At 46.5% G+C, this 18,173-nt stretch carries 13 protein-coding genes and 1 tRNA gene; 3 read left to right on the forward strand and 11 right to left on the reverse strand.

Translation table 11 applies throughout. The features are described from left to right. Position 1: 1 nt before the first annotated feature. Genes purL through purB form a run of 5 tightly spaced genes read right to left on the reverse strand, consistent with a single transcriptional unit; the run spans position 2 to position 5,330 of the window. Positions 2-2,194 (reverse strand): phosphoribosylformylglycinamidine synthase subunit PurL, encoded by a 2,193-nt coding sequence (purL, locus tag N2245_RS12140; RefSeq protein WP_494536999.1) that lies wholly within the window; start codon positions 2,192-2,194, stop codon positions 2-4. Beyond that, complete coding sequence (gene purQ / locus N2245_RS12145; protein WP_494537000.1) at positions 2,191-2,892, reverse strand: phosphoribosylformylglycinamidine synthase subunit PurQ; 702 nt, start codon at positions 2,890-2,892, stop codon at positions 2,191-2,193. The genes purL and purQ overlap by 4 nt, the downstream gene beginning before the upstream one ends. Before the next feature lies 1 nt (position 2,893). Then, on the reverse strand, positions 2,894-3,151 hold the full coding sequence (purS, locus tag N2245_RS12150) for a phosphoribosylformylglycinamidine synthase subunit PurS (RefSeq protein WP_494537001.1): 258 nt from the start codon (positions 3,149-3,151) through the stop codon (positions 2,894-2,896). Beyond that, positions 3,148-4,038, reverse strand: coding sequence for a phosphoribosylaminoimidazolesuccinocarboxamide synthase (locus N2245_RS12155; RefSeq protein WP_494537002.1), 891 nt, complete (start codon positions 4,036-4,038; stop codon positions 3,148-3,150). The genes purS and N2245_RS12155 overlap by 4 nt, the downstream gene beginning before the upstream one ends. Further along, positions 4,035-5,330, reverse strand: coding sequence for an adenylosuccinate lyase (gene purB, locus N2245_RS12160; RefSeq protein WP_494537003.1), 1,296 nt, complete (start codon positions 5,328-5,330; stop codon positions 4,035-4,037). Before purB ends, N2245_RS12155 begins: the two co-directional genes overlap by 4 nt. Positions 5,331-5,447: 117 nt before the next feature. Here purB and N2245_RS12165 point away from each other — a divergent pair, with 117 nt between their 5' ends. Then, on the forward strand, positions 5,448-6,224 hold the full coding sequence (locus N2245_RS12165; protein ID WP_494537004.1) for a TatD family hydrolase: 777 nt from the start codon (positions 5,448-5,450) through the stop codon (positions 6,222-6,224). Here N2245_RS12165 and leuS read toward each other — a convergent pair. Both leuS and N2245_RS12175 read right to left on the reverse strand, forming a co-directional pair. Continuing rightward, positions 6,221-8,671, reverse strand: coding sequence for a leucine--tRNA ligase (gene leuS, locus N2245_RS12170; protein ID WP_494537005.1), 2,451 nt, complete (start codon positions 8,669-8,671; stop codon positions 6,221-6,223). The two genes, N2245_RS12165 and leuS, sit on opposite strands and share 4 nt — an antisense overlap. Positions 8,672-8,824: 153 nt before the next feature. After that, positions 8,825-8,900, reverse strand: a tRNA-Ala gene (locus N2245_RS12175). Between the two features lie 183 nt (positions 8,901-9,083). Here N2245_RS12175 and N2245_RS12180 point away from each other — a divergent pair. Continuing rightward, the gene (locus N2245_RS12180) at positions 9,084-10,040 is read left to right on the forward strand and encodes an MraY family glycosyltransferase (RefSeq protein WP_494537006.1); all 957 of its coding nucleotides are present in this window, start codon (positions 9,084-9,086) and stop codon (positions 10,038-10,040) included. Here N2245_RS12180 and uvrA read toward each other — a convergent pair. From uvrA to N2245_RS12195, 3 genes are all read right to left on the reverse strand, one after another. Then, positions 10,037-12,913, reverse strand: coding sequence for an excinuclease ABC subunit UvrA (gene uvrA / locus N2245_RS12185; RefSeq protein WP_494537007.1), 2,877 nt, complete (start codon positions 12,911-12,913; stop codon positions 10,037-10,039). The two genes, N2245_RS12180 and uvrA, sit on opposite strands and share 4 nt — an antisense overlap. A gap of 139 nt (positions 12,914-13,052) precedes the next feature. Further along, complete coding sequence (locus N2245_RS12190; RefSeq protein WP_494537008.1) at positions 13,053-13,325, reverse strand: DUF8738 domain-containing protein; 273 nt, start codon at positions 13,323-13,325, stop codon at positions 13,053-13,055. Between the two features lie 17 nt (positions 13,326-13,342). Further along, positions 13,343-13,888: a BON domain-containing protein gene (locus tag N2245_RS12195; RefSeq protein WP_494537009.1), complete on the reverse strand. Its 546-nt coding sequence runs from the start codon at positions 13,886-13,888 to the stop codon at positions 13,343-13,345. A 173-nt stretch (positions 13,889-14,061) separates the two neighbouring features. On the opposite strand from N2245_RS12195, the gene N2245_RS12200 reads away from it, so the two are divergent. After that, a complete protein-coding gene (locus tag N2245_RS12200; RefSeq protein WP_494537010.1) occupies positions 14,062-15,168 on the forward strand; it encodes a protein kinase domain-containing protein in 1,107 nt (368 codons plus the stop codon). On the opposite strand, the gene N2245_RS12205 is transcribed toward N2245_RS12200, so the two are convergent. Beyond that, positions 15,148-18,030 (reverse strand): helicase C-terminal domain-containing protein, encoded by a 2,883-nt coding sequence (locus N2245_RS12205; RefSeq protein WP_494537011.1) that lies wholly within the window; start codon positions 18,028-18,030, stop codon positions 15,148-15,150. The genes N2245_RS12200 and N2245_RS12205 overlap by 21 nt on opposite strands. Between the last annotated feature and the right edge of the window lie 143 nt (positions 18,031-18,173).

Below are 18,173 nucleotides of genomic sequence, written 5' to 3' on the forward strand. Positions count from 1 at the left end.
CCTACCCAAGCATGCTTGGAATAGCCTGGTCATACAAATCGATAAGTTCGCCCACAGGAAGCCTAATAATATCACCGACAATTAGGGTATCACCACCAACCACACCAATCCTCTCGAATTGCACACCATGCCGACCACATAACTCGGCCAACTCTTCCTCCTTATTAGCAGGAGCCGAAACAAGCGCTCTACCATGCCCCTCACCAAATAAGTACAAGGGGGTAACCTGAGGCTTCCAATTGCTAGCATCAATACCTACACCGCCTATGATGGCCATCTCTGCCAACGCTACCAGCAGTCCACCATCTGATACGTCATGTGCAGCACTAATAACTCCATCTCGGACGGACTCTACAAGTAGTCTGTGGAGAGATATTTCCTTATCAAGATCGCAAACTGGTGGATGACCTGACTCCTCATTAGCAACTACTGCTAGCCACTCGCTGGCACCCAAAGTAATCTGCTGAGATGTGTGTAGAAAGTAAATAGTATCCCCACTCCTTGCACCTGCCGACACAGAGCCTGAAGCTGATTCTATAAGCCCCACTAAACCTACCACTGGCGTTGGATATATAGCCTTATCGTTGCTCTCGTTATATAAGCTAACATTTCCGCTTACTACGGGTACTTGTAAGTACTTACAAGCATCACTTATACCAAGTATGCACTCCCTCAATTGCCAGTAGACCTCTGGCTTCTCAGGATTGCCGAAATTCAAGCAGTTCGTCATACCTATTGGTACTGCCCCAACACAAGCAAGGTTACGGGCCGCCTCAATTACAGCTGCCATACCACCACAGTAAGGATCTAGATAACAATACCTAGGGTTACAATCCATTGTTATAGCCACACCTTGGCCATTAGGACGAACACGCATGACAGCAGCATCTGCCGATCCAGGGCCCCTCATAGTACTAGTACCAATGGTATGATCGTATTGCTCCCAAATCCAGCGCTTGCTGGCTATATTGGGTGCAGAAAGCAGCCGTATAAGATCCGATTCGGGATTAAAGTTCACCCAACTAGAAAACTTGGAGTCCACATCGATTGAGGCTTTGTTTATCGCCTCCGGAGAGGGAGTTGCCTCCCTTACATACCTAGGAACATCTTCTGTTAGTAGCCTGATAGGTAGCTCACCTACTATTTCATCCCCATCACGCACTCGGAGCATACCATCAGACGTGACTATACCAACTACATCGGAGTGAAGATCCCATTTTTCGAAAACCCGCTTGACTTCTTCCAAACCCTCAGGACGGACTACTATGAGCATCCTCTCCTGGCTTTCGGACAACATAACCTCGTAAGGGGTCATACCAAACTCTCTGCGAGAGACCTTAGAAACGTCTATTTCAACTCCACTACCAGCACGACCGGCGCACTCTACAGAACTGCTCGTCAAGCCGGCAGCACCAAGATCCTGCATACCTACTACGTATTGAGAGTCTAGCAACTCCAGACAAGCTTCCATGAGAAGCTTCTCCATAAAAGGATTGCCTACCTGAATTACCCCCTTATGACTAGTATGTGGATCATCCACCGAGGCAAAAGTGGCACCATGTATACCATCCCTGCCTGTATCAGCACCCACTAACAACAATAGGTTTCCTGGGCTACCAGCTTGGGCACGGACTATTTTATTTATGTCTGCTACACCAACACACATAGCATTAACTAAAGGGTTCCCATTATAAGACGGATGAAACCAAACCTCTCCTCCAACTGTGGGGATACCTATGCTATTGCCGTAATCCCCAATCCCCTTAACCACTCCTGCAAGTAACCTTCGGTTCTCTGGCTCACTAAGAGGCCCAAAGCGCAGGGAGTTCAGCAAGGCTATGGGCCTTGCTCCCATGGTGAATATATCTCTTACTATGCCCCCCACACCTGTAGCCGCACCCTGGTACGGTTCTATTGCGCTCGGATGGTTGTGAGACTCCACCTTGAACACTACGGCCAATTTGTCATCTATAGCTACAGCTCCCGCATTTTCGCCGGGGCCCTGTACAACTTTCTCACCTTCTGTGGGGAAATATCTAAGCAATGGACGACTGTTCTTGTATCCGCAATGCTCGCTCCACATCGCACCAATTATTCCAAGCTCCAAACGATTGGGCTCCCGCCCAAGCAATTTGACTACAGTGCGATACTCTTCCTCAGTAAGAGCAACTTCACGCAATTCTGCCGCATTCATGCGAGCACCTCTTTCAAGGCCACAGCAAGAGACATGAAGATACGTCTTCCATCTGCAGATCCAAGCAATTGATCCGCGGACCTCTCAGGATGCGGCATAAGTCCCAGCACATTACCAGCCTCGTTGGTGATGCCCGCAATACTCATAACCGATCCGTTGTGGTTAAACTCGGGTGTTACCTCACCGTTAGGTCCACAGTATTGCAGAGCTATCATGTCGTTTTCCATTAGATAGTTCAAAGTGTCTTGGTCTGCAAAGTAATTACCCTGGCCATGGGCTATCGCCAGGCGTAAAACTTCCCCCTCCTGTAGGAGCGAAAGCCAAGGAGATCTATTACTCTTTACACGTACGTGAACTAGAGAGCATCTAAAGAGAAGACTCTTGTTTCTTATCAAAGCTCCAGGGAGTAGATGTGCCTCAGTTAGTATTTGAAACCCATTACATATACCAATAATAGGTCGTCCTTCGCTTGCAAACCGAGTCACCTCGCGCATTATCGGTGAGAACCTAGCTATAGCCCCAGCGCGGAGGTAATCACCATGAGCAAATCCTCCAGGAAGTATAAGGGCACTCACACCATGAAGGTCATGCTCTTTGTGCCATATCATTACAGGCTCAAATCCCGGTATCTCTCTAAGTGCATAGTAACAATCCCAATCGCCATTGGAGCCGGGAAAGGTTATTATGCCGATACGCACATCATTCTCCTTTGGAGACTTCGATCTTATAGGTCTCAATAATAGTATTAGCTAGGAGGCTCTCGCACATCTCAGCTAGTCGCCTCCTGGCATCTTCTTCTGTAGGGCTATCTAGAAGCACATCAATATGCTTACCCACACGTACGCTGGTTACCTCTTCAAACCCCAGTGTTTTTAGACCCTCGTACACAGCCAACCCCTGAGGGTCGTTTACGGAAGGCTTAAGAGTTACAGTCACCTTGCCATGCCAACGGCTCAAAGCTCAAGCTCCTTCCCCGTAAGCATCCTGTAAGCTTCTAGATAACGTTGCCTAGTCGCCTCCACCACGTCATCGGGTAGCTCCGGTGGTTGAGAGTTCTTGTCCCATCCAGATTGAGTTAGCCAGTCTCTGACGTACTGCTTATCAAGGCTTGGCAATGATTCGCCAGGCCGGTATTCGGACTCCAGCCAGAATCGAGAGCTGTCAGGAGTTAGCAGCTCATCTATAAGAGTAAGCTGCCCATCAACAAAACCGAACTCAAACTTGGTATCAGCAATGATAACCCCACGAGTCTCTGCGTAGTCTCTACCAGCCTGATAAAGCTGTATGCTTATATCCCTAAGCTGAGAAGCCAAATCAGAACCAACTTCAGACTCAAGGATTTCATAGGTTATATTCTCATCATGTCCCTCTTCGTTCTTGCGAGCAGGTGTGAAAATAGGCTCGGGCAGCTTATCTCCGTCCCTTAGTCCTTCAGGCATCGGCTTACCAGCTACTGTCCCCTGTTTCTTGTATTCTGCCCACCCACTACCTGTGATATAACCTCTAACCACACATTCATAATCAATTCTATCGGCCTTTTTGACGATCATCGATCGCCCTCTAAGGACATCACTATATGGCAATAGGTGAGAATAGTTATTTATGTTATCTGTAATGAAATGATTGGGAACAATATTTCCCAATCTCTCAAACCAGAACACAGATATCTGAGAAAGAACCTTCCCCTTGTCAGGTATCGGGGTGGGTAGAACCCAGTCGAAGGCGCTAATCCTATCTGTAGCTACCATTAGAAGAGAGTCACCTAGATCGTATGTGTCTCGAACCTTGCCCCTATGTATAAGATTTATTCCAGGTAGATTAGTCTCTGTCACTGCTCTGCTCAAAGCTTCACCCCCATACGTTCAAATCCTGTATGAATATATTTAAGATGTGGCTCCAAGCTAAACGCTTCTCTTAATCCCGACTCGCCCAGGAGATTCATAACAAGCTCATCTTGGCGGAGAAGATCGGTAAAGTTCTGCCCTGTCTCCCAGCTCTGCATAGCATATTTCTGAATCAATTTATAAGCCTCTTGCCTATCCATACCAGCCTCAACTAAAGCCAGCAATACCCTCTGAGAGAAAACCAAACCTCCGGTCATATGGAGGTTATACAACATCCGCTCGGGGTAAACCCTGAGCCCTTCAAGGTTATCCCTCATGAGGACAAGCATGTAGTGCACTAAGGTACATGCACCTGGGAATATTATTCTTTCCGTAGACGAATGGCTTATGTCTCTTTCATGCCAGAGAGCTATGTTCTCTAGAGCAGTGAGGGCATAGCCGCGAAGGATCCTAGCCAATCCACTGACTCTTTCCATCTTTTCTGGATTTCTCTTATGAGGCATAGCCGAGGATCCTTGTTGCTTTTCACCAAATGGCTGTTCAGCCTCTCTAACCTCAGTACGTTGCAAGTGCCTTATCTCGGTCGAATGCCTTTCAAGCACTCCCCCAATCAGAGCTATAGATTGCAGGAAATCAGCATGTATGTCTCTACCTATAACCTGAGTAGCTACTGGCGCTACCTTAAGCCCAAGTTTACCTAAAGCGCGTTCCTCGACTGAAGGCGGTACATTAGCATGTGTGCCTACCGCACCTGACAGCTTACCTACTCTTACATTTTCCACGGCAGAGGCCATGCGAGCGCGCACACGCCTCAGTTCATCCAGCCATACCAACATTTTGTATCCGAAGGTGATTGGCTCAGCGTGCACGCCATGAGTACGTCCTATCATTGGGGTATCTTTGTACTTGATAGCAAGATCAGTAACTACTTGTTCTAGTTCCGACAAGGTCCGAAGTATAAGCTTACCTGACTCAACCAGAAGAAGGGATAAAGCCGTGTCAACAACATCTGAGCTTGTCAGCCCAAGATGAATCCACCGGCGCTCGGGACCTACCGTTTCTCCAACAGCTCTAACAAAAGCAATAACATCATGATCGGTTTCTTTCTCGATCTCTTTGACTCTTCGGGGATCTACAGATGCATTTTGGAGTTTCTCTAGGTCCGACTGCGGTATAACACCTTCTTCCGCCCATGCCTCGCATACTGCAAGCTCAACTCTAAGCCACTGATTAAACTTATTCTCCTCGGACCAGATGGTGCCCATATCCGGGAGAGTGTACCTATCTATCAAGAGAAATCTCTCCAATGGTGTTAATTGAGCTCAGACGATTATACCGAAAATCCGGCACAATACTAACGAAAAGCTAGAATAGACCCGAGAAACAGAAAAGATCTTCAGGGGAGAGTAATGCTTACAGATTCGCACGCACATATAAATAGCACTGCATTTGACGATGATAGGGAACGAGTAATAGATAGAGCCGTTCAACAAGGAATAGGGATTATAGTAGATGTAGGGACTAACCCCGAAGAATGGCAGAAAAGTCTTCAACTTAGCCGTAGCTATAACATAATATTCTCCGCTATAGGCTTACATCCTAATGATGCAGATCTATGGAATGAAGAGGTTCAAAGCAAGCTAGAGAGATTGCTATCATCAGAAGAAGTAGTAGCTATTGGAGAAACAGGACTAGATTATTACCGAATGGGAGCATCGATAAATAAGCAAAAGGAGCTATTCTCTGTACACCTTCAGCTAGCAAAAAAGTTTTCTAAGCCAGTGATAATACACTGCAGAGATGCTTGGGAAGACGTGCTGGATGTATTGGATAGCGAAGGTAAAGACACAGTTGGCATCCTGCACTCATTTTCTGGCAACTTGGATCACGCACGTGTAGGCCTACAATTAGGGTACTACATCTCATTTTCAGGATCAGTCACATATAAATCTTCGTCCAGCCTCAGAGAGGCAGCAGCTTATGTTCCCTTGGATAGGCTACTGGTTGAAACAGACTCACCATATCTTCCGCCACAACCATATAGAGGCAAGCGCAATGAACCCTCTTACGTAAGAAAGACTCTGGAGGTGATAGCTGAATGCAGAGGATCCCAGTCAGAAGAGCTGGAAGCAGCTATCACCTCCAACGCGATCAAACTATTAGGTATAAAGAAGTTACCTGATTAGCCAACTACTATATTTATCAGCTTACCAGGTACCCATATAACATTCTTTACGCTCTTCCCATCCAGATAAGCCCTAACCTTCTCACTTTCCAAGGCCGCCCTTTGAGCTTCTTCCTGAGCCACATTGGATGGCAGCTCCAGCTTATCCCTGACTTTACCGTTCACCTGCACGACTATAGTAACCTTCTCATCTATAAGCTGCGAAGGGTCATACTCAGGCCACGGCTGAGTATGCACACTGTAAGCTCCACCTAACCTTTCCCAAAGTTCCTCCGCTGTGTGAGGAGCAATAGGTGCCAACATCAGCACTAAATTCTTCAAAGCAGCATCTAGCTGCTCCTTAGTCATGTCCGAACGAACATCAGCTATCCAATTGGACATCTCCATCAGAGCAGCGATTGATGTATGATACTTCAAATCTTCGATACCTTTGGTTACCCGATCGATAGTACGATGCAGCATCTTCATATCTACGCCGGGGCCGTTACCATAATCGTGCCTGGAGTCTACTAGAGAGTAAAGCCTGTTGAGGAATCTAGATACACCCTGGACACCATGCACACTAAACTCATTATCATCCTCGTAGGGCCCCATAAAAAGTAGATAAGTTCTCAGAGCATCCGCCCCATACTTCTCTATGTACTCATCAGGATTGACGACGTTGCCCCTGGACTTGCTCATCTTAGCCCCAAGGTGGGTAATGATGCCATGCAGCCTCAATCGAGTGAAGGGCTCGTCAAAATCTAGATATCCCAGGTCATACAGAACTTTGGTGACGAACCTAGAGTACAAGTGATGTAGAACTATATGCTCCTTGCCTCCCATATAGGAATCAACGGGCAGCCACTTACGAGTGATATCCTGATCAAATGGCCTATCATCAAATTCTGTTGACGGATACCGCAGATAGTACCAAGAAGAATCTAAGAATGTATCAGAGACATCAGTCTCGCGTACAGCAGGGCCTCCGCACTTGGGGCATTCTGTCTTGTAAAACTCCTCGACCAGGGCCAGCGGCGACTTACCAGTTCCCGTAGGGCGGAAGTTCTCAATATATGGCAATTCCACAGGCAGCTGATCTTCAGGCACTGGCACCTCTCCGCATTTGTCGCAATAGATAATCGGTATAGGCGGGCCCCAGTATCTCTGCCTGCTTATCAACCAGTCCCTCAACCTGTAGGTGACTGTGTGCTTTCCAAATCCTCTTTCCGCAAGCCAGTCAGTGATAGCCTTTTTGGCTTCCTCATTGGGCATTCCATCAAATTGACCACTGTTCTTCATTTGACCAGGGCCTATATATGCTTGTTCTTCTACACCCTCAGGAGACTGGACAACTTCGACTATTGGCAGACCAAACTTTTTAGCGAACTCATGGTCACGCTCATCATGAGCTGGTACTGCCATAATCGCACCAGTCCCGTAAGTCATTAGTACATAGTCGGCTATCCACACGGGAATGCGCTCACCATTAGCGGGATTTATAGCATAGGCACCAGTAAACACTCCCGTCTTCTCTTTCTCCAGAGAGAGCCTCTCTATCTCGCGCTCCCGCATAGTCGCTTCTTTATAAGCTTGTACAGCTTCTCTGCATTCAGGAGTAGTTATCTTGTCTACCAGAGGGTGTTCCGGAGCCAGAACTACATACGTTGCACCAAAGACTGTATCCGGCCTGGTAGTGAAAACAGGAACCTTATCACCTGTATTCTCGATGGTGAATATAAGCTCTGCTCCTTCGCTTCGACCTATCCAGTTTCTTTGTAATCTCTTAGAAACCTCGGGCCAGTCCAGCTTATCTAGATCATTGAGTAACCTTTCAGCATAATCAGTAATCTTGAAAAACCACTGCACCATCTCACGCTGGATGACCTCGGTATCACATCGCTCACAGCGCCCATTTATCACCTGCTCATTGGCTAATACAGTTAGGCACTGAGGGCACCAGTTGACAGGTGCACTCTTACGTACGGCCAAACCTGCCTTATACATTTGCAGAAACAGCCACTGTGTCCACTTATAGTAATTAGGCTGGCTGGTATTCACCTCATGCGACCAATCCCACATGCAGCCTAGCCTGTTCATCTGGTCTCTGAAGCGGGACACGGTACGCTGAGTTAGCACCATAGGATTTATTCCCAACTTCAATGCATAGTTCTCAGAGTGGATACCGAAGGCATCAAATCCCATGGGCTCGAACACATTGTAACCCCGCATACGTCTATAACGACCGTTAGTATCGGCCCCACTATAGGTATAGACATGTCCTACGTGCAGCCCTTCACCCGAAGGATATGGGAATTCCATCAAGTTGTAATACTTGGGCTTGGATTCATCCCTAAGATCAGTTTTATATATCTGAGTTTGCTGCCACCTTTGACGCCACTTGGCCTCTATAGCATGAATATCATTATTGTTTGGAGATTGAACGCTTACATCAGGCTTATCGACCATTGCTACAGCCTCCCAAAAATCGAAAGTCCCCACATATAGGGAGACCTCAAGGGATTGAGAATTAGATAAATTATTCTAAACCCTACAATACATGAAAAGCCAATCGAGGATACATAAGGACACAGCAAGAGGAAAGTAGCATACCTATAACTTTGGTGGAGGTGAGGGGATTCGAACCCCTGACCTCTACAGTGCGATTGTAGCGCTCTCCCATCTGAGCTACACCCCCATCAGATATAGAGTATAACCCTCGCCCGCTCATAGTGTCAAAGTGTTGTTGTAGACTCTGATAGAATAGCCAGGATTCCGCTTTACGGGGCACATATCAGCAGTGACTTATATTCTAGCTTTTATAGCAGGCAGTCTCCTTTCGATAGTGCTGACCCATCTACATATTCGGATATGTTACAAGATGGGCTGGCTAGTTTACCCATCACCTAGAAGGATACATAAGGTACCAACTCCACATGTTGGAGGATTAGCTTTATACCTAGCATTCACATTAGTAATAACCTCGTTCGCTGTTGCTAGGCAAGTATCTTCCTATCATGCAATAGCGATAGTGGGATTTAGTACAGCTCTCATGCTTTTGGGATTTGCGGACGACCTCTACGATCTAAGTGCCGGTATACGTTTACTTTTTCAGATAGCGTGCGCTATAGCTGTATCTGCAGGATTTGGAATCATGATCCAAAGTATAACGCTGCCAATTTTAGGGACTATCTATCTTGATAGAACCATATCGGGATACATGTTCACGATTTTTTGGATAGTTGGGATGATCCAGACAGCTAACCTGTCAGATGGCATAGATGGTCTAACTGCAGGCCTATCTACCATTTTCTCCGTGTTCTTGTTGCTAGTAGCCATAAGGCTAGGACAATACGAGCTAGGTATTTATGCTTCAACACTTGCGGGTGTGTCCTTGGGATTCCTAAGATACAATTTTGCCCCAGCTAAGATCTTCATGGGAGATTCAGGAGCTTACTTCCTGGGATTCTTGATGGCGGTACTATCCATACTGGGTAGTGCAAAACTCACGACTGCCCTGCTAGTAATGGGAGTACCAATAGCTGATGTGGCCTACAGCATTATCAGGAGAATTCGGGCTGGTGTCGTCATACACATGGCAGACAAGGAGCACCTGCATCAAAAGCTCGTAACTCTGGGGTTATCCCAAAGAGTTACCGCGATCATCTTCTACATAATAGCTATACTATTCGGAGCAGCAGGACTAATCCGCACCAGAGAAATAAGGATATTAGCGCTGGCAAGCCTATTTGTGCTTGCTGCAATTATCATCCTATATGTAGACAAAAGATCCAGGTTCATACAGAACAAACACATGGAATCAAAAAAAGAAAATTAGCTGACAGCTTTTAGTTCCAAGTCTCTCTCAAGCATAGGTCTGAGATACTGCCCAGTATAGGAATGTTCGCACATAGCAACATCTTCCGGAGTGCCTTGGGCAATCACTTGCCCTCCGCCCTCTCCACCTTCAGGACCAAGATCTATTATCCAGTCTGCGCACTTGATCACATCAAGGTTATGTTCTATGACCAGAACTGTATTACCAGCATCAGTCAGTCTTTGTAGTACATTTAAGAGCTTATCCACATCGGCAAAGTGCAATCCTGTTGTAGGTTCATCGAGAATGTAGAGCGTTTTACCCGTAGCCCTCTTGGAGAGCTCTGTGGCTAGCTTCACTCTCTGAGCTTCTCCCCCAGACAGAGTCGTGGCTGGTTGACCCAGTTTAATGTATCCGAGGCCAACCGCACATAAAGTCTCTAGTTTGTTCCTAATAGCTGGTATATTTTCGAAGAACTCCATCGCGTGCTCTGCCGTCATCTCAAGAACATCGGCTATGGAATAACCCTTGTACTTGATCTCAAGTGCCTCGCGATTGTATCGCTTACCATGGCATACCTCACAAGGCACGTAGACATCAGGCAAGAATTGCATCTCTATCTGGATGATACCCTCACCTTTACATGCCTCACACCGACCACCTTTGACATTGAAGCTGAAACGCCCAGGCTGGTAGCCTCTAGCCCTAGCCTCAGGGACCTTTGAAAATACCTCACGAATATAAGTAAACACCCCCGTATATGTGGCCGGGTTGGACCTAGGTGTTCTTCCAATGGGAGATTGATCTATATCAATAACCTTATCTAGGTGATGAATTCCTTCTATCCTGTCGTGATCGCCCGGCTTATCCTTCGACCCGTAGAACTCCTGAGCCAGACGCCTGTAAAGGATATCGTTAACCAGGGTGCTCTTTCCTGATCCTGACACACCAGTTACACATATGAACTTACCTAAGGGTATCTCGACGTCTATGTTCTTCAGGTTGTTCTCGCGTGCTCCCACTATGCGCAGGAATTTACCGTTACCCTCTCTTCTCCTAGAGGGTACCCTAATAGATTTCCTGCCAGACAAATATGCTCCCGTTATAGACTTTTCAGATCTCTCAATATCCTCAACTGTACCTTGAGCAATGACTTCCCCCCCATGTTCGCCAGCCCCTGGGCCCAAATCGACTATCCAGTCAGCCGCGCGCATGGTATCCTCGTCATGCTCAACCACCAATACAGTGTTTCCCAGATCTCGGAGCTTGACCAGCGTGTTTATCAATCTAGTGTTATCTCTTTGGTGCAAACCTATGCTGGGCTCATCAAGGATATAGATAACTCCCATAAGACTGCTACCTATTTGGGTAGCTAGCCTGATACGCTGAGCCTCTCCTCCAGCTAAGGTATTCGCAGATCTATCAAGGGTAAGATAGTCAAGCCCAACATCTACCAAAAAGCCCAATCTCTCCCGAATTTCCTTGAGTATTGGTGCAGCTATTAGAGACTCTCGCTTTGTAAGAGGAGCCTCACCAGTATGTCCAGATAGATACTGGACGAAAGCTAAAGCCTCCCGGATACTCATAGCAGTTATCTGTACTATGTTCTTACCAGCAACTGTAACCGCTAGAGCTTCAGGCTTCAGTCTTGCACCTTTGCATACTGGGCAGGGCCTATTAGACATATATCTCTCCAGCTCCTGCCTGATATAATCTGACCCAGTCTCCTTGTAGCGCTTACGCAGTATGGAAACTACACCATCAAACTTAACTTCAAATCGTCTTCTATGATGGCGCACGATAACCGGTTCGGGTGCACCGTACATCAGTATTTTCAATTTATCTTCAGTCAGTTGTGAGACTGGTACATCCATAGGTATGGAGTATTGCTCACATACAGCAGTAACTACTTCCATGTAGTAAGCGGAGGTGTTCTGACCCATCTTTGTTAGGGGTTCGAGGGCTCCATCTATTATGGATACGTCCGGAGACTTGATTATCAGCTCTGGATCAAACTCGAGCATGCTCCCAAGGCCAGTACATTCCGGACATGCACCGTGCGGACTATTGAAGCTGAATGTACGCGGCTCAAGGACTCCGACACTTATACCACAAACAGGACAAGCGTTGTTCTCAGAGAACAACATATCTTCCCCATCTAATATAGAGACAACTACTAGCCCTTCGGCCAATCGCAAGGCAGTCTCTATAGAGTCAGCTAACCTCTGCCTCTCGGAAGAGCCATCTTCATCGCTATGCCTTATAACAATTCGATCAACTACTACTTCAATGGTATGAGATTTGTAACGCTCCAGCTGAATAGGTTCGTCCAGGTTATATATTCGCCCATCCACTCTAGCTCTAACAAAGCCTTTCCTCATCAAGTCGGCAAACAGCGATGAATACTCGCCCTTCCTGCCTCTTACAACAGGGGCTAGTATCATCAACCTCGTACCCTCAGGAAGCTTTAAAACGGCATCTGTGATCTCCTCTACGGTCTGACCACTTATCTCCCTCCCACAGTTAGGGCAGTGAGGATGGCCCACCCGAGCAAACAACAGGCGCAAATAGTCATAGATCTCTGTGACGGTGCCCACGGTTGATCTGGGATTACGGGTTGTTCCCTTCTGATCGATAGATATAGCTGGAGAGAGCCCTTCTATGAGATCTACGTCGGGCTTTTCCATCTGCCCTAGGAACTGCCTAGCATAGGCAGAGAGACTCTCCACATAACGCCTCTGGCCTTCCGCATAGATAGTATCGAAAGCTAGACTACTTTTCCCTGAGCCAGAAAGCCCAGTTAGAACTACGAGCTTATCTCTTGGTATATCTAAGGATATATTCTTGAGGTTATGTTCACGAGCACCACGTATACTGATCTTATCAGGAGGCATACCACCAACTCTAGAAGAAAAGTCTAAATAGTTTACCTATGCACTAATACTACAGTCAACCAAATCTTAGAACTTTAGTCTCAGGCATCTCTGTCTCAGAATGACAAATGATTAATCAGATCAATTCTCAAATCGATCCCTAGCCTTGTAATCTCTTGCCACAAAAGACTACTCTACCGTTCATATCAGTGTGATAAACGTATTCTCTTGAAATAGCTATAAGTATTATCTCATAACCATCAGTGGGAACTTCTGGATATTTCTTCCCAGGTTCAGGACATCCCAGACTAGCGTCAGGCCATCTCATCTTCTTTACAGCAGCAACGACTACTTCAGGCTCGCTAACACCAGCCCTAGTAGCACAGTCTCTTCGAGCTATATCCAATGCGTTGATAACTGCCTCTTCGACCATAACTCCTCCATGGCGTACTACTGGGTATCTACTTCAAGCTCCTCCCTTACTTCTATTACCCCTGGAACAGTGCTGGCAACTGACTCTGCGTTCTCAGCATCCATAAGAGTAGGAACTCTACCTCTAAGTATAACTACACCATCACGAGCATACACATCTATATCAAGATCTGCCGTTGTGGCATCCCGTCTCAAGGTATCGATCACTCGCTGTGTAAGCTCATCATCAGGTACTTCTAACATCTGATCTTCGTCATAATCGCTAAGCAGCGATTCATCGTTTCCAGAGGAGAACCCTCCCAATATATCCGCACCGCCTTCGTCATTAGCTCTTGGTTCTATCACAGGATCGGTAGGAGGGAAGTAAGGTTCAGCCTCTTCGGAGGCTATGATGGCGGAAGACGAAGATGTTTCATCTGTTGTGAAATCCACCTCGTCATTGTCAAGCCTCAAGGTATCCTCATCAAAAGTTTCATCAGGTATAGGAACCTCAGAAGGCACATCTACACCTTCCTTGTCCTGTTCTTTCGGCGCCTCATGAGACAAATCTCGCCTATCATCCATAGGAAACACCTCCTTGTATATTTCCACAGAACAAAGAGAGAGCAAGAGGAGTGCCATATGTCCAACTTGGAGCTGTTTCCCATGTTTGACACTGATCCAACGGTCTCATAACATTACTTCAAGGGAAAGTGATTTAAGGCAAGGGAGAATATCCTATAGCAGTCATAGATCTAGTGCTGAACAATAGATACGAGTTGCTTCAACCGCTTGGCCAAGGCGGCATGGCTAAGGTATACCTAGCCAAAGACAGGTTTCTAGGTAGGAGAGTAGCGGTCAAAATACTACATCCATCCCTGAGCGATGACCACAGATTCCTAGCTAGATTTAGGAGGGAAGCTGAAGCCGCTGCGGCTCTAAATCACCCACATATAGTCAGCGTATACGATGTTGGTAACGATGGCAACCTTCACTATATAGTAATGGAATATGTCGAGGGACTGAACCTTAAAGAGCTGATAGTTCAGAATGGAGCTCTATCACCCAGAAGAGCAGTAGATATAGCTTGGCAAGTTGCCAACGCCCTGCAGTACGCCCATGAACATGGCCTGGTACACAGAGATATCAAACCTCACAACATAATTGTAGCTCCTAGCGGTATAGTAAAGGTCACAGACTTCGGGATAGCAAAAGTCACTACAGAGGCAACTCTTACCGAAGAAACCGTCACACTAGGTACAGCTCAGTACCTTTCACCAGAACAAGCCCAGAACGGTCCTGTAACTCCCAGAACGGACATCTATCAGCTTGGCGTAGTACTATACGAGGCTGTGACTGGGTTCGTGCCTTTTCCAGGCGAGAATCCTATTGCAGTAGCTTTAGCCCATGTTAAGGAAGAGCCTGTTAGACCTACCCTTCTTCACACAGACGTCTCCCAAGACCTAGAGAACATCATACTCAAAGCTATGGCCAAAAATCCTAAGGACAGATTTGCATCTGCCGAAGAAATGGCCCAGGCTCTTCAGAGATGGGAATCCAAATCGCTTCCTACATCAACTGGCTACGACATTAGCGCCAATCGAGGAATAACTTCTATAAGAGATAGTAAAAGCTATTCCTCAACAGCCAAAGTTTCGGGGCCTAGTGGCTGCATAACGAAACTAGTAGGAATAATAACCATTGGAGTAATATTGAGTGCTATTCCCATCGCTGTACTCTTGTATAACAGTAATGATAGAGCTAGTCAGACTCCAGCTATCGAGGAAAAACCTATAGTCGTCACTGCCACCCCAACGTCAAATGGTAGCAATCAGAATACAACATTAATACCTGCTAACAGATAACCGTTCTTCCGAATTCCGACCTAACCACCTTTTAACTTCAGAAGCTAGTAATCGAGCTGGTCCTTTCTGCATCTTGCAGTTAGGCAAAGATGTTAGGAACTTGACGCCGTATCTCTTGGTAAGAACCCTTTTATCGAGTATGACTACCACACCTCTATCACTTTTACTCCTGATTAATCTGCCGAAGCCTTGCTTCAACCGAAGTATAGCCTGAGGAATAGCATAGTCATTGAAAGCATCAGCAAAAGTCTCACTTCTAGCCACAAATACGGGTTCATTAGGGACCTCGAAAGGCAACTTGGCTATTATCAACAGGCTAAGAGCATCACCAACCACATCGACACCTTCCCAAAAGGACCTAGTGCCAAGTAGAACTGTCCTAGGATTTGACTTGAACTGCTGGAGCAACCTATGTCGGGAACCTTCCCCCTGGGAGAGTACAAGTATGTCACGTCTTGCAAGCTCCCTATAGATAGCCTTCTGGGTAGCCTGCACCGCACTGTGAGAGGTAAATAGCACCATTGTCCTCCCCTCAGCAGCCAACACAAGCTCAGCTACCAATGATTCCACAGCGTCCTGGTAACCAGGTGTGCCTGGCTCAGGTATATCTGTAGGTACTAGCAATAAAGCAGTGTCTTGGTAATTAAATGGTGACCCCAACATAAGTTGCTGGAATTCATATAATCCCAAACGCCCAGTTACATAATCAAAGTTACGGTCTGTAGTTAGGGTGGCTGAGGTCAGTATAACTGCCTTCTTCTTAGAATAGAGCTCTTCCTGTAGTATGCCTCCTACATCTAAGGGGGCTTTATGCAAAGTAATCGTTCCATATCTGCGGGAGTAAGAGAGCCATGTCACATCATTATCTGTAGGTGAGATGATAATAGAATTTATCTCATGGATATAGTCTTGCAGGGACACCTCTATAGCCTGCACCTCTGCCAGCAACTCCTCATACTCTGCTATGTGCAAACCCTCCATGCTCTCCAGAAGCTCTCCACAGCGATGTACCTCATCCACCAGCTCCCTGAGAGCAAGCCTCAGATTCTCCCAGGCCAGCAACACCCCCTCCCACTGCTCCCCTCCTCTCACCTCAGCAGTCAGCCTCAAATGCTCATCATAACCGTTGTGCATTCCCAAGGAGGCAGGCAGCAACCTCCCAAGGCTGGCAAAGAACTCATCTACCCTAGCTCTAGCCCTGTCAGCCCTCTGAGCAAGCCTCATGGCTATGTTGGTTACCTGATCTAGGTTTGCGTTGGAGGCACGACTACCCTGCATATGGACCGGCAATCTGGCGGATATGCCCTCTGGGCGGATAGGATTGGAGTTATCCATTACCCTGTTGAGCAGCTCATGTAACGCCCTGCTATCTACCTCAAAGCCAAGATGATTAGTAGCCTGATCCTCTAGTCTATGAGCTTCGTCGATTATCAGGTAATCATAGTTGGGGAGGACAGAGTTATTTGAAGCAAGATCAGAGAGTAATAATGCGTGATTTACGACCACAAGGTGAGAGGACTCAGCCTCTACTCTAGCGCGGAACAAGAAACATTGCCTTCCCTTTCGGTTTCGGCAAACTCTTGTCGTGCAAGTCTCCTCGGTAGCAGATACTCTTTGCCAGAATTGCTTCTCATCCGAGGTCAGCGGCAACTCAGACACATCGCCTGTGATCGTGGTTTGCAACCATAACAGTACCTTTACCGCAAACTTAGCTTCTTCCGGTGTATTTATTCCCGATCTTAGAAACCTTTCCCACCTGTTCAGACAGAGGTAATTACTTCTACCCTTCACTAGGCTAACTCTTAGATCTTTACCCTTACTCCCAAGCAACTTCCTAACGGCAGGAATATCTTTGTTATAAAGCTGATCCTGCAAGTTGATGGTATCTGTAGAGATTACCACTCGCTGGTTATTCTTCAGAGCAAATATAGCACTTGGGATAAGGTAGGCTAGGGACTTTCCTGTTCCAGTACCAGCTTCTACAACCAGGTGTTTATTATTGTTAATACTCCTGACCACTTCTAGGGCCATATCTATTTGCTGGTCTCGCACCTCATAATCAGGAAAAGTTTTAGACAGCTCCCCATCAGGTGAGAAAATAGATTCTATATAGGATTCATCCAAATATTCGGTAATCTCTTTGGGCTGCAGAGGGGAAGGCCTGGGTGATTCTGACAACAAGTTACTTGTTATGTCTTCTTCGGTTATCCCCTTCGATGCCAGCAAGGATCCTATGTTGCCGGAAGGACGAGCTGCCTGTGACTGCCAAACCTCCTCATATAGCGTCTGGAAGACCATTTTCATCGGCCAGTCAACATTATCTGTAAGCTTGAGTACTTGGGTAACCAGTTTTGGATTCAATCTTCTTAACCTAGCAAGCAAACCTAGGAACACTTGTCTAGTGATCTCCGCATCCGCCAAGGCATCATGATGATTGTCGACGGACACACCTAAAGCAGATGCAACTCCCTGCAAAGAATAAGCATTGAGACTAGGCATTAAAAGCATGGCTAGCTCCCAAGTATCTAGGCTGGGATTCTCAAGAGCTAAGCCTTGCTTGGCAAGAAAGGATAAGTCATTCCCAATACTATGACCAACAATTGGATGATCCCCTACAAAGGATCTCAACTTATCCTTTATCGAATCAAAGACCGGAGCTTTATTGAGATCGTTAGGGTTTATGCCTGTGAGCCTTGCTATACGAAAAGGAAGCTTGATCTTAGGTCTCACAAGCGTTCCCCATCTCCCAAGAACCCTAGTCTGAGTGAACTTAACCGCACCTACCTGAATAATCTCATCCTGTTCTGGATCTTGCCCTGTCATCTCAAGGTCTAGGGCCACAAATATTCTTTCAGCTGCCATAACAACCCACGTTTCTAGCTAAAATAGTCGAACATATGAATTTAGCCTACCTTATCGCACTTAGTCAAAGGGATTTTCAATTTCTATAATTGTCGCTATATCCGCTATAATCTACTAGCGTGAACTAATGTTCAAAACTATAA

The organism is Thermobaculum sp. T2p, assembly GCF_059335935.1.

What these genes read in the sequence shown, in the direction of transcription:
- purL (WP_494536999.1), bottom strand. Translation starts at nt 2,194, where the DNA reads ATGAATGCGGCAGAATTGCGTGAAGTTGCTCTTACTGAGGAAGAGTAT.
- N2245_RS12165 (WP_494537004.1), top strand. Translation starts at nt 5,448, where the DNA reads ATGCTTACAGATTCGCACGCACATATAAATAGCACTGCATTTGACGAT.
- leuS (WP_494537005.1), bottom strand. Translation starts at nt 8,671, where the DNA reads ATGGTCGATAAGCCTGATGTAAGCGTTCAATCTCCAAACAATAATGAT.
- N2245_RS12180 (WP_494537006.1), top strand. Translation starts at nt 9,084, where the DNA reads ATGGGCTGGCTAGTTTACCCATCACCTAGAAGGATACATAAGGTACCA.
- uvrA (WP_494537007.1), bottom strand. Translation starts at nt 12,913, where the DNA reads ATGCCTCCTGATAAGATCAGTATACGTGGTGCTCGTGAACATAACCTC.
- N2245_RS12190 (WP_494537008.1), bottom strand. Translation starts at nt 13,325, where the DNA reads ATGGTCGAAGAGGCAGTTATCAACGCATTGGATATAGCTCGAAGAGAC.
- N2245_RS12195 (WP_494537009.1), bottom strand. Translation starts at nt 13,888, where the DNA reads ATGGATGATAGGCGAGATTTGTCTCATGAGGCGCCGAAAGAACAGGAC.
- N2245_RS12205 (WP_494537011.1), bottom strand. Translation starts at nt 18,030, where the DNA reads ATGGCAGCTGAAAGAATATTTGTGGCCCTAGACCTTGAGATGACAGGG.